Genomic DNA, 12,047 nt, shown 5'->3' with positions numbered 1-12,047 from the left:
CCCCCCCCCCCCGGCTTCGCCGGGTGGAAGGAGCCCGCCTACGGCGGGCGAGGGGATACCGGCCGCCTGGCGGCGCCTTATGTGGTTGGTTGAGTATTGTTGTTAAGCAATGGTTTTCGTGTTTCCCCGTTGGGTTGGATGGCCTGCGGCCATCGCCGCCACTCAATTATCCATTGGGGTGCAACGGTTTTCGTATCCGTAGGTGGTAATGGCTTCGCCATTGGGTCATACTTCAATTGTACTGTATTGCAGTTCTTTTCGGCTACTTTGCCTCGGCTTCGCCTCGACCGTGGTTGGTGGTCATCGTCTCCCGGCCGGCGGCCGCGACTCGAGGTCGTTGCTAGCCTTGCCATCTCATCTTACCGACCTGGCTACACCCTATGGAGATAGGTATCAGACTGTGCGACAAGACTATTCATTCTCAAAACGCGATGCGCCTGCGGCGCACCTGGCCCCTTTACCGCCCGGAAACCGGGCTACCACGCCCATGCGCGCGCCTGGCCCGCCTTCGTTGCCAACGCAGAGGCTGACCGCGATACCTGAGAGGCAGCCGCTCTGCGTCCGAACCAGCCGGACGACGCGGAGCTTGCCGACCGTTTACGGGTAGACCAGAGCGGCGCCGGTGGCCAGCGCCGACCCGCCTGGTTCGACTAGGAGCTCGGCCCGGCGACCGCACCCGGTGGGACCTCGATACCCACCCGTGCGCCGCGGCGCCGCCCCCGTGGGTCTCCACCAAGTTAAGCGTCAGGGGCGAACTCGGGATCGTCCTGCTCTCGATAGGCGACCAAAGTGGTAATGCCGATCCCGCCGAGCCATTTGTCCCGATCGCGGTACAGGCCTGGCTGGTGAATAGCGTCGTGCGCGATGACCTCAACCCAACGCAGCGGAGCGAAATAGCAGTAGGTGAACTTAGACCGCTCACCCTTGCAACGCTCACGGACAGCCAACACCCCGCGCGACTCGAACGTGTAGCTGGCCGAGTCCGGGTACGGCAGCAATTGGCCATCGAACAGTTTCACAGTGAACGACATGCCTCAAACTGTACGGGATCTAATGCATATCAAAACTTTCCGCCACAGGTTATTTTTGAATCGAGTACTCCTCTCAAAGCTCCTCACGCAGAGAGAAGGGCCCGGTCAGCAGGCAAGCCATGGCGCGTCTTCCAATCCTGCCGGATCGTTTACCAAGACAGCTACTGACCGTGATACCTGAGGGGTCGGTCCGACGTTAGGTTCCAGGGCCACCGTCAATCCGTACGCCGCTCCCTGCCTGTGGAACACCTGCTCCCAAGGGCACGGCCGGCCCCCTTCACACCACCTCAGTGCTCGGCGGCGCTCGCTAAAGAATGCTGCTGGAATTCGCGATCACAACCAATCGGCTGACCTCGGCAGGTCAGATTGGTTGGGAGGCCCAGTATTCGCGCAGGCTGGCGATCTTGTTGTCGACGAGGTCGAGGATGGCGACTTCGCGCATCAGCTTGCGGTGACCTTTGACCTTGTCGTCGAATCGGGCTTCCCATTCCGCAATCGCTGTCGAGCCGCCGGCATCCAGGTACAGGTTGAGCAGGCTGGCCTCGATGTTGGCTTGTTCGGCGACGACTTTGGTCTCCCAGTAGCGGCGGATGCCGTCGTGGCCGCGGATCGGCTCACCCAGAACCCGCTCGTGATAAGTCGCCTCTGGGGTGAAGATCGTGACGATCAGGTCGGGGTCCTGGGTCATCCAGGCCCGCAAATACACGTCGATCATGGCGCGGACGCGCTCGAGCGGCGCGCTCACCGACGCTCCGTGACGTCGGCCAGCGCTACTGGCCCATCGAACCTGGTGCGGGCGCTCAGCAATGTCGACACTTCCTGCGGGTCGGCGAGCGTTACCGCGGTCAGATCAACGCGGGCGGCAGATCCGGTGTCGACCCGTGCCCACGTCCATCGCCCATCGCCAACCTCGGTGTCGGTCAGTACCGCGGTGTAGAAGCCATCCATGGTCATCTCTCCGGGCAGCACGGCCAGGTGCAGCGCCCCGTAGAAGTAGCGGTCGTTGACGTTGCGCCACCGCCCGATCACATGGCGGCCGAACACGCCGGCGTCAATATCGTTGGCATACCCGCGCTCGTGGCCCTCCAGACGCGGGCTGGGTGGGTAATTTTTCACCGACACCCCATCTTTGGTTGCGCTCACCACAGACAGATCGACATGGTGGCAATCATCGACGACGTAACTGGTCACCCACAGCCCAGCTAACTCGGCGGCGTCGACGCCTGGACGCACCCCGGTCATCACATCGCCGCCGCGCGGCGTGTGCTGAGATCCGAACAATTCTTTGGCCGTCCACCCGGGGAACATCCGCTCCAGCACGGCGCAATGGTAGCCACGCGGGAGATGCTGGATTTCGCCGCCAAGCCAGCGGTAGTACTGGGCCTTGGTCGGCGGGGCTGCCTGGCGTGCCACTCCGAGTTCTCTTGCGCGCCTATTGTATTCAGCAACAAACTCTGAGTAGGCGTGCAGGTGCCGCTCCTCTAAAAGGGCTTTCAGGGCGATCACCACAAGCCGAATCGTACCCAACGAAACGAGACTCAACGAGACCGAGCTAGACGATGTGTGCACCAAACGATCCCCCGCAGCTATCGCGCGGTGACCTTGGCGCCGGGCATCGTTTGATGTGTCCGGCCTTTGCATCCCTTCGAGGAGTCGTTATGGCGAACACCGATCACGACCCAGATCTGGTCTTGGTCCGCAATTACACCCGCGCACTCAAGATCGCCTGCGACGAGTTGCATGACGATCCGTTCGATCCGGTGGCCCGCGCACAGCTGCGCCAGTTGATCCAGGAAGCAAGCCCCACCGCCGACGCCGCCCACCAACGCTTGCTCCTACGCATCGCCTGATTCGCTTTGCCGCTTTGCGGCGATAAACCGTCAAGCAAGCAATCCTGGTTACAACCCTCGCGAATGCATCCCTTCGTGGCTTCTTTGGCCGGGGCAGCGTGGTTGAGTATCGTTGTTATTCAACAGTTTTCGTGTTGACAAGTTGGGCGAGGCGATTCGTTGGGACGCGCGGGGGACCCTGCAAAGCCAAGGCCCACACGTTGATCACGTTCGGGTAGCTGCTGATTGCCACGGTGTCCCCAATCAGGTGGTGCCGTCGGGTTCGTCGGTGCCCGGACAACATTGGCCGCACGAACGTTCAGGCTCGGTCGCGCTCACACGTCCTTCCGTTGTGGTGTCTCGTCGTCTGCTGCGTCGATGACCATGAACTTGCTGGGCCGGGTGATCACTGTCTGGTCGATGTGTTTGTAGGTCTCGTGGGCCTTGACCGTGGCCGCGGCCATGGTGAAGCGTTGGCCGACCTCGATGTCGAGCGCCTTGTGGGCCTTCCACACGATGGTGTGTCCGTCGTCGGCGATCGCGACCAGGAAGGTGGTGGTGCCCCAGTCGCCGTCTTGGTACACAACGGTCTTGGCGGTGGCGGTGATGTCCTTAATGCGCGCGCCGACGTCGCCGAGGAAGCCAGCGACGACGGGGTGGGCATTGCGCTCGGCCTCGATTTGCTGTTGGCGGGCGTACACCTTAACCAGAGACCCGAGGATCCCAACGTTTTTCCCGCTGACGCTCTCCCCTGCCAGCAGCACGCGCAGGTTGCGGCCGTAGTCGCTGTCTGCGGCGGTCTCGGTCACCGAGGATTTGATCGCGGCGAGCAGATCGGTGTCGGCGAGATGGCCGGCCGCCTCGGCGGCCTTGGCGCGGTAGTACTCCCGATCGGCGTCGTGGAGTTTATTGATGTCGACGAACAGGCTGGTGCGAACCTTGCTGACAGTGGAGGTCTGGGAATACATGCCGGACGGGACGTAGGCGCGCCCTTATCGGAGTGCGCGAATGCGTAGGCCAAGACGACGTCGACCGGGGCTCCATAATGCCGCGGACCGAACCCACCGCCCAGGTCATCGCGGGCGAAGCACGCCAGCTCCTCGTCAAAGGTCAACGCCCACAATCCCTTTGGGCTGACACCGGTGTAGAGCTCAATGCAGGAATGGCCGAGCTGGATAATGGACCCATCGCGGTCGTCGCGTACCAGGTATAGCCGAGTGCGGCTGCGCTCGACCTGGCAGTGATCGCAGGCATTGTCCCCGCGGGGGCTGTACCCGCTGAGTTCCTGGCCGGGCGCGGAATGCACGGTGATGCCGGCTTCCTCAGGCACTAGGCGGGCCACGAAGGTGAAATGACCGTGCCGAAGGGTCAGCGGGCCGGTAAGCGTCGCGCGCACCCAGGGCTCGTAGACGTAGACCGGGGCGTGGTTGCTGATCACCGAGTGGTCGACGTGCGCGACGTTCTTCTTGACCTCGAAGTCCGCGTAGGAAATCTCGAAGCGGGCGTCGAGACCCGACTGTGCCAACCGCTTGTTGGCCTGTGAGATCTTCGCCTTGAAGGCGTCGAGCTTGTAGGACGGGATCTCCCACTCATGGGTCTCGACGGTCGGCAGGCTCATGGCGATCATGCTTTCCCCCTGGGGAATTGGGTGACCTGGCGAGCACGCCCGGTCGGCTGGTATGTATACCACTTTACATTTTTGTGGTGTGTTTGGCTAGCGCCGCAGTCCGGGCGTCCCTTCGGAAGCTGCCGGGATCCGCCGTGGTCCTTCGCGCGGAGCGAATGACACAAAAATCAGTGAAATACTGACGGGGTGGGGGTTCGCCCGAAAGTTCACCGCGCGGAGCTGGCTGCTGCCATTTCCAGGATCTCGCGTCGACGCGCGAAGGTTGACGATGTACACCGCGATCGCCTTCCAGACGCGCCCGACTCTGACCCGCGCGAAGTACTGCGCTACCTGCGCCGATTCAGCGGGCAAGACATACCTCGGTGGGTGCTGCAGGCCGACGTCTGCGATGCGCTGACGCTCAACAACTGGCTGTGGTGGGAAGACCGCCGCACCGAACTGCACTTCCTTGTCGAGGGCCGGCGCCGCGGACTGTTCCTGGATCAGCTGGGCGCCCAACTTGGCATCGGCAAACAGGGTGTCCGTGACCGGATCGACCGCCTCGAAGCCCTCCTGCGCTACGACCGGCCCAACGAGAAGCTGACCCGCGCGGCGCGCGCAGCCGCACGAGACGCCGAACGGCGCCGTACCGCCGAGGACCACTGGCTCGAGGAACACGAGCCGACGTTGCGAGGCATGATCGCCGATCTGCTGGCCGAGGCGGCCGCTCACACCCTTGCCGATGACGAACGTGAGTGGATTGACGAGCTGGCCGTCGAGATCCGCGGTGCCGACGGTGACCTGGGACGGACGATAATCCCGATTCTGGGGCTGGCGGCTGACGAACTCCGCACCTCAGTAGCGGTGATCTCTCTTCCACCCACGCGGCCACCACACCGAATCCACGGCGTTCTCGCGCGCTGTGACGCGCTTCGCAGCGACTTCGCCTCCCTGGGATCGACCCCTCCAGAAGCGCCACGAGCCCGCAGATCATCGGCCATGCCCCTGTAACAGCGCCCAGCTCGAACCAGAAGAGGTGGACCACATCTGACTTCTAGCGGGCACGCGTGGTCAGTGCCTCCGGCCCGGGGCACTTGCCCTGGAGGGCTCATCATGACCGAGCTGCACGTCGTGCTATTCACCATCACCGCGGCGGTGGCCATCGTTGGCTTCTACGCGACCGCCGCGTTCATCGTCGCTAAAACCGGATCCACCGAGGGCATCAGCGACCTCGGCAAGAGCGTCGCGCGGATCATCCGGGCGCTATTTGTCATCTCCGACGACCAATAGCGCTGCTCGCTGCGCCGGGGCCAAGACCTGAGCTCCATCCGGCGGTCACTTTTACTCATCGTGGGGGACGGTGACGCGCACGCCAGGCCGGCTGGTGTGTATACCGCTTTACGCTTTTCGGGGTTGTGCTCCGATGCGTCTGAAAGTAGGCCTTCGCTGCGGCGCGAACTGCGGCGCTGGCCGGGACGGGATGCTCGTGGTCCGTGCGCGCGGAGTGCGTGGCGGGTGTGGGCGCCGCCGCTGGCGGGTGCTGAGGCAGTCGGCGAAGCCGGTAGGCCAGGAAAGCCCCTGGTCTTTCGATGTGGGTTGGCCAGGACCAGCCGCGATCGCGCATGTCGGCGTTGAGGGCAGTGATGATCTGGCGTGCAGACCAGGTGTTGAGATCCAGGCCCGAGCGAGTCAGCGCGTCGCAGATGTGGCCGGGGTGGACGTGAGCGAGCCCGACGCTGGCGGCGATGAGCTCGGCGGCGAGTTTTTGTGTGCGCAGCGGACGTGGGGTGCGTGATGGTTGTTTGTGAGATCGAGATCCCCGTGGCGGACGCGTGCGTCCGCTTGGTGAGTTCTTACCAGGGTGAGTTACCCGCCTATCCCTTCGGGATGGCGGTAGGTCGCAAACGGCGTGTTTATCCACAGACTCGCTGCGGCTCACCAGGTGCCAGATGGAGGGTCGGCGTTGATCGGTCGGCGCCTTGGCCGAACCAGTGCCGCGGCGGATTTCGACCGCGAGGCCGGCTTCAGAGAGCAGCCGACGCGCCGTTGTCACTGTGCGTGGTGAGCAGCCCGCCGCGGCGGCGGCTGCCGCGTTGGTAACCGCACAGTGGCGGCCGGTGCGATGATCGGCGTGCATCGCTAGCACCTGGGCGACCCGCAGCAGCAGCGTCGCGCGCAGATGCGCTTCAGCGCACGCAGCCATGCCTGGGTCGGTGCCGAGCCATCGCTCGAGTTGCTGCAGCCAGCCGTCGCGGCTGGTCCACATCGGCAGCGAGGCTGGCGATTGACCGGATTCAACAATCCAGCGCCGTCGTGCGCGGCGTCGATGCGCACGCACCGTCCGCGGGTGCCGGACCCGCGCATAGTCAAGATTTGCATCACGAAATAGCGCGTCCTGTAGCCCTGAAGAAGGGTGTGCGCTACCGTGGCACCTGTCAGCCAAGACAAGTCCCTTCGGGGATTGGGGCGAAAGCCCACCGAACCGAGATGCCAACTCGGTTCGAAAACTTCAGACGAAGCCCTCGGTGCCTAACGCCGGGGGCTTCGTGGTTTCTTGAAGCCTGTAGACCTCACCCGCTATTCAGATGTCGGGGTCGCAGCCCGTTCCCGCCCGGGTATCTCTGTGAGGTCACGAATGCCCTCGAAAAGGGACGTTCTGGCGGGGCCGCTTATGTTCACATGGCCAGGGGCAACTCCTCCCCCAGCGGGAGTTCGCGGTTGCGGCCAAGCTCAACTACTAGGTCCGGCCGGCCCACATGGAGGGCTAGGGCATCGGCGACGTACAGGGCCGCCGACTTCACCCCGGCCTCGCGCTGCATCCGGTGAACCTCCTGCCACACCTCAAGGAGTGGACGGGTCTGCAGTAGAGGGCCACGGGTGGGTGGACCGGTGCGGCTTTCACCGGTGTCGTCGTCGGCCAGCGGCAGCTGCGGATGGTTGCCGACCTCAACTGCGAGATGCGGGCGGCCGACGTGGATCGCCAAGACGTCGGCGATGTACTGACTGAGCGACGAGACACCAGCGCTCTTCTGCCGGTCTTGGACCAACGCGGTCACTTCGAGCCAGGGGCGCGTTTGTAGGAGGGCCCGTTCTCCCTTGTGTGGACGACCCATGAGGATCACCTTCTCAACTCGAAAGGAACAATCTGATTCAACACGCCGACGCATTTCATAACATGTGCGTCGGCCCCCAGCTGAGAAACCAGCTGGAGCTTTGAGCCTACTTTTCCCCAGCGCCGAAATACTTCCCGCCATTGGACAACTTTGCAGATCGCCGGACGGGTGACCCGCTGGAGTGAGATCTGGACCTTCAGGAGCGGCGGCAACAAGCCGGATGGGTACTGCGGGGGTCATCAGATTTCCCGCGCCAGATAGACACCGTGGGACCTCCGGATGGCTACTCGATGGAGAAGGCGGTGCGCTTGTGATGATTCCCTGGATGAACTCACCCGTACCGCCCATTCGCCTTGTCACCGGTTTACGAAGTCCTCTCAGTCCATGTAGTACCGCTTGACCATCGGGTTTCCGTCGCGCGGCGATCCGATCGTGGCGCGTGCGGTCTTGGCAGGCATCGGCTCGGGCCCGCCGGTGTGCGCGCAGCATTTAGCGCGATTTGTCATTCGATAGCAACATCCCCCAGCTATTGCCGGCGCCGATTTAGGATCCCGAGGCAACGGTCGGACGTGTGCCCGTCTTTAAACTGAACGCCGGTGCCCCAGGTCTGCTGGAAAGGGTTGCGCGAGAAAGGGTTACCGCGAAGCGGCAGTCTGCGTTGTGCGCGCCGGCCTAGCTCGTTGTTGCGCGCACCACGCAACGATGGCGTGGGTTCATGGCAACCTCCCAAGGTCTTGGATGTGTACCCAGAAAGGATGGTCGCACGCGGATGCGCGGACGCCCGCGCACGACACGCGGACGTCCGCGCAATCAGATTGAAAGAGCGCGCGGCCCCGATAGCCCTATGACGCCTTTGCCGACGTCGAGGCCCCCTCTAAGGCACGCAGGATCAGCGCCTGCGCCTTGGTCAGCCCCCGCTGCTCCGCAAGATCTTGCAGTGCCTGTGGATCCGCCGCCAGCAGCGCGAGCGCCTCCGGCGTCATCAACGGCTGCAGCGCGTCCAGCAGCAGCGCCTGCACGCTGGACTTCTCAAACTCGCCGGCGAGGGCTTCAGCGACCTGCTGCTCACTAGGCAAGAGGCGCAGCGTATAGCGCTCGGTCCGCTGGCGGGTCTCGGTCCCCCGCCGGCTCTTCCTCGCCGGCGTCGCCGCAATGACTACCTCAAGCGGGAGGTCAAGCTCTGCCGTCACTGCGACTCCTTCCTACGTGGCACGGGTGGGCACAAGATCCATACCTGCGGACGTCCGCGCAGGTTGAGCGTAGCGCAAAATGCACCACGACACGTGTATTTGCACTGCAATACGTCAATATGTGTCGAACTATCCACTGACGCCCCGAGTCGCCACTACATTTAGATGCATGGTGACGCACGGTGGCGCGTCCGAGGATGTCGCGCCGGACGAGTGGATGTCGGCCGACGACATCGCCGCATTGTCACGCGGCCGAGCCACTGCCAATACGGTGCGCAGTTGGTGGCGATCCGGCGCCCTCGAGTTCGACGTGTTTCCCGAACTCGGGACCAAATCAAACAAGCGGTCCAACCGCGCCGCCGCCGAGCAGTTCCTGCGCCGCAAATACGGCAACTTTGACAAACCGGCGCCTGCGGCGGCGGATCGCAGCCACGCCACACCCCTGGTTGCCAGCTCCCACCCTGGATCACCACCAGCGGCAGGCGGCGTCGCGGATCTGATCGACACACTCGCCACGGTGAGGGCATCAGCCGACGCCGTCATGCAAGCCTTGATAGCCGAAGCCGAAGCCAACGCCGTGCGGTCGCGCGCGATCGCCGAGGCGGATGAGAAACGCGTCGAGACGCTCAAGCATCTGCAGACGATGCTGCGTGGCTACGACCTGGCGTTGTCCACGCATCTGCAGCCACCCACGGTCGGCGATGTTTCCGAGGTCAATACCTCGTAACGATCGTGCTCGCCCCCTGCCGAGTAGAGACGATCGCCTCCCTGCACAACACACCACCAGGTCGCGCCAGCCCGAGTGCGGTCTGACCTGCGATATACGGGCGATTGACGGACAAGATCACGGGTTATCAACGCCTTATCGTCGGTGTGTTTGACGGGCAAGCTGCGGCTGTACAACGCCGCTGCGCCCGGCCTTTACCCGTACTAATAGTGGTGCAACAGAGGCGCAATTGACGTACGTCGGCACGCCCGTACCACCGACTGACGTTCCGGGATATTTGCGGGTATTACACGTCCGGTAAGCCGCATGAGTTGCCGTCCAAACTTGCCCGCGTGCGAACGTGCGGCATAACACCCGCTCGCACGACCAGACGTCCACTGCGGCCCACGGCCTCCGAAACGGACAAGATCCGACCGTGCACGCGCCGGTACATCCGGATGCAAACACATCCGAGCTCCGGTAGGCACCCACGCGCGAAGTCCAGCGCGTACGACCACCCAGGCGACCGTCAGCGCGGGCGGCCCAGGCCACGGCCGGGTAGTGAGGTGAGTAACGGTTCGGAATCACGCCTGTGTGTCTGGCGGATAACCGCGCGTGTCGTCGGTAGGTTGCCGCGCATGACGATGAACGGACCAGCCAGGGCCATCCTTGTGGCCAACCAGAAAGGCGGAGTCGGGAAGTCGACCACGGTCGCGGCGATCGCCGAGATGATTGCCGCCGGCGGCCGGCGCGGCTATCGGGTGCTCGTGGTCGACGGAGACCAGCAGGCCAATCTCACTGTGGAGGACCTCGGTGTCGACGGCGACCAGGGTCGCTCCCTGGCCCAAACACTGCAGTTCGGCGCCCCGCTGGTGCCTATCCGCGATGTGCGTACGAACCTGGATCTCATCGCGGGTGGACCGCAGCTCGCGGTGGTGGGCGCCAGCGCGCACCTGATGGCCGAGAACGGCATCAACATGACCGAGCACCTGCAGACTCAACTCGAAGCGCTCTGCGCCGCAGAGGCTTACGACGTTGTCGTGATCGATTCGGGGCCCGGCGACGTGCCATTACTCGACACCTACCTATCGGTCGCCAATTACCTATTGATCCCCACCCGCGACGATCAGGCAAGCATCGGCGGCGTCGAGCGACTTGCTCGGCGGTTTTGGCGCGCCAGAAATAACGGCGCACTCATCCAGCTGCTCGGGGTCCTGCTCTTCGACGTCAATCCCCGCGCTACCAAACGCAATCAAGACGTCTTCGACCAAATCAACGAGATGCTCGAGGGTAGCGGCACGACACCATTTGATATCACCATCCGTTCTGCGCCGGCCGCGGCTGTCGACATGCGAACCCACCACAAAACTGCGGGCGAGCTCGTCGCATTAGCCAACGATGACCGCCGCCTGCGACTCTCACGCCTGAAAGACAAGCAGTCACCTGACCGCACGCTGTGGACCAGCGACCCGACTGGACTCGCGGCCGACTACCAGGAGCTCGTCCGTCAAATCGTCAAGCGCCTAGCGCGCTTCGAATCCATGGCGTCGTCCACGACTGCAGAGGAGCGCGTCGGATGACACCCCCGCGCACAAAACGCCGAGCCGTCTTCGACCCCAATGCCCTCGACGAGGACCTCGACGAGCTGTTACCGAAGGCTGCAGGACAGCCCGCGCAATTTGCACCGTCGCTGGTACCGTCACCCACCGAGCTAACTGTGGAGCGGAAAACCCTTACCGAGTCCACTCACGCTCAGCCCGGCCAGTCTGTCCGCGACGCCGAGCCCACGCCGGGCCAACAGCCGCGGGCCCAGTCCAGACCGGCGGCCGTCAACGCCGGGGCAGGCCGTGAAGCCGGCCCTCAGCGGCGCGGTGGCACTGTTTCGGCGGCGGGGGAGACCCAAACCCGTTACCGCCCCCCGGAAGTCCTGCTATCGGCCGAAGTCTACGACGCGCTGTATCAGCTTCAGATCGCCGAAAAGAAGAGCCGGCGCGGTCTCGCACGGCCGATGGGTGCCATCGTGTTGGACGCCATCGAGAAGCATGCGCAGCGACTGGTGAGCACTTGGGAAGCTGCCGAAGACACGGTGGGGGAGGGCGGTCTATTTGTGCGGCCGTCCTCGAGTGCCGTGCCGCGCCGGCGGCGCCATGCAGTAGCGCCTCGGACAGTTGTCCTGTCCGGTGTGAACGCGCTCAACAGTCGTCGTCTTGACGCACTTGTCGAGGAGTGGGGCGCTGGGACGCGCAGCGCCTTGGTCGAGCAGGCATTGCGGTACGAGTTCGCACTGATCTGAGCTCACACGGCTTGCACAAGCCCTAACGTCACCGTGACGATAAGGTCAATGGTGGCATGCGCAGACCCCGGGCATCCAACGGTCGGCGAACCCCCTGTTGCGGGCACGCCGCGCGCTTGGTCGAGGTGCGCTGCCTCGTCGCGCCCGCGGCCGGACAAGGTGCTGTCTTAACCGACACCGCACCTCGGGTGTACAGGCACAACGACCCGGGATTGGTGAATGCGCTCGAATGTGGCGAGACAAGCGCGCGCAACAACTTTATGCACGAACCGTTCCGTG

Annotated in this window: 14 protein-coding genes; 6 read left to right on the top strand and 8 right to left on the bottom strand. The window is 63.8% G+C overall.

Translation table 11 applies throughout. The features are described from left to right. Positions 1–737 precede the first annotated feature (737 nt). The 3 genes from H7I87_RS08235 to H7I87_RS08225 all read right to left on the bottom strand — a co-directional run bounded on the left by H7I87_RS08235 (position 738) and on the right by H7I87_RS08225 (position 2,540). Positions 738–1,031: a hypothetical protein gene (locus tag H7I87_RS08235; protein ID WP_083071561.1), complete on the bottom strand. Its 294-nt coding sequence runs from the start codon at positions 1,029–1,031 to the stop codon at positions 738–740. Between the two features lie 361 nt (positions 1,032–1,392). Then, positions 1,393–1,776 carry a nuclear transport factor 2 family protein gene (locus H7I87_RS08230; protein WP_244179140.1) on the bottom strand — a complete coding sequence of 128 codons (384 nt, stop codon included), beginning with the start codon at positions 1,774–1,776 and terminating at the stop codon, positions 1,393–1,395. Beyond that, positions 1,773–2,540 carry a hypothetical protein gene (locus H7I87_RS08225; protein WP_139800145.1) on the bottom strand — a complete coding sequence of 256 codons (768 nt, stop codon included), beginning with the start codon at positions 2,538–2,540 and terminating at the stop codon, positions 1,773–1,775. The genes H7I87_RS08230 and H7I87_RS08225 overlap by 4 nt, the downstream gene beginning before the upstream one ends. Before the next feature lie 149 nt (positions 2,541–2,689). Here H7I87_RS08225 and H7I87_RS08220 point away from each other — a divergent pair, with 149 nt between their 5' ends. Next, positions 2,690–2,881 carry a hypothetical protein gene (locus tag H7I87_RS08220; protein ID WP_023901053.1) on the top strand — a complete coding sequence of 64 codons (192 nt, stop codon included), beginning with the start codon at positions 2,690–2,692 and terminating at the stop codon, positions 2,879–2,881. Between the two features lie 314 nt (positions 2,882–3,195). On the opposite strand, the gene H7I87_RS08215 is transcribed toward H7I87_RS08220, so the two are convergent. Then, a complete protein-coding gene (locus tag H7I87_RS08215) occupies positions 3,196–3,669 on the bottom strand; it encodes a hypothetical protein (RefSeq protein ID WP_244179138.1) in 474 nt (157 codons plus the stop codon). Then, complete coding sequence (locus tag H7I87_RS08210) at positions 3,666–4,478, bottom strand: hypothetical protein (RefSeq protein WP_244179137.1); 813 nt, start codon at positions 4,476–4,478, stop codon at positions 3,666–3,668. Before H7I87_RS08210 ends, H7I87_RS08215 begins: the two co-directional genes overlap by 4 nt. 375 nt (positions 4,479–4,853) lie before the next feature. Between H7I87_RS08210 and H7I87_RS08205 the strand changes: the two genes are divergently transcribed. Then, complete coding sequence (locus H7I87_RS08205; protein ID WP_244179136.1) at positions 4,854–5,477, top strand: hypothetical protein; 624 nt, start codon at positions 4,854–4,856, stop codon at positions 5,475–5,477. Positions 5,478–5,579: 102 nt separating this feature from the next. Further along, positions 5,580–5,756: a hypothetical protein gene (locus H7I87_RS08200; RefSeq protein WP_023901002.1), complete on the top strand. Its 177-nt coding sequence runs from the start codon at positions 5,580–5,582 to the stop codon at positions 5,754–5,756. Positions 5,757–7,141: 1,385 nt separating this feature from the next. On the opposite strand, the gene H7I87_RS08195 is transcribed toward H7I87_RS08200, so the two are convergent. The 3 genes from H7I87_RS08195 to H7I87_RS08185 form a co-directional block, all read right to left on the bottom strand. Then, a complete protein-coding gene (locus H7I87_RS08195; RefSeq protein WP_244179135.1) occupies positions 7,142–7,522 on the bottom strand; it encodes a hypothetical protein in 381 nt (126 codons plus the stop codon). A gap of 434 nt (positions 7,523–7,956) precedes the next feature. Further along, positions 7,957–8,085, bottom strand: a complete 129-nt coding sequence (locus tag H7I87_RS08190; protein ID WP_264002635.1) for a hypothetical protein — start codon at positions 8,083–8,085, stop codon at positions 7,957–7,959. Between the two features lie 336 nt (positions 8,086–8,421). Beyond that, positions 8,422–8,769 carry a hypothetical protein gene (locus H7I87_RS08185; protein ID WP_083071560.1) on the bottom strand — a complete coding sequence of 116 codons (348 nt, stop codon included), beginning with the start codon at positions 8,767–8,769 and terminating at the stop codon, positions 8,422–8,424. Between the two features lie 169 nt (positions 8,770–8,938). Here H7I87_RS08185 and H7I87_RS08180 point away from each other — a divergent pair, with 169 nt between their 5' ends. The 3 genes from H7I87_RS08180 to H7I87_RS08170 all read left to right on the top strand — a co-directional run bounded on the left by H7I87_RS08180 (position 8,939) and on the right by H7I87_RS08170 (position 11,768). Further along, entirely contained in the window at positions 8,939–9,496 is a 558-nt protein-coding gene (locus H7I87_RS08180) for a hypothetical protein (protein ID WP_083071559.1), read from the top strand. Between the two features lie 617 nt (positions 9,497–10,113). Next, positions 10,114–11,055, top strand: coding sequence for a ParA family protein (locus H7I87_RS08175; protein ID WP_023901013.1), 942 nt, complete (start codon positions 10,114–10,116; stop codon positions 11,053–11,055). Then, the gene (locus H7I87_RS08170; RefSeq protein WP_083071558.1) at positions 11,052–11,768 is read left to right on the top strand and encodes a hypothetical protein; all 717 of its coding nucleotides are present in this window, start codon (positions 11,052–11,054) and stop codon (positions 11,766–11,768) included. Before H7I87_RS08175 ends, H7I87_RS08170 begins: the two co-directional genes overlap by 4 nt. Positions 11,769–12,047: the final 279 nt, after the last annotated feature.

Origin of the sequence: Mycobacterium timonense (assembly GCF_025821985.1) — a bacterium.
Classification (GTDB): Bacteria; Actinomycetota; Actinomycetes; order Mycobacteriales; family Mycobacteriaceae; genus Mycobacterium; species Mycobacterium avium.
This window is presented reverse-complemented; position numbering and strand designations above follow the sequence as displayed.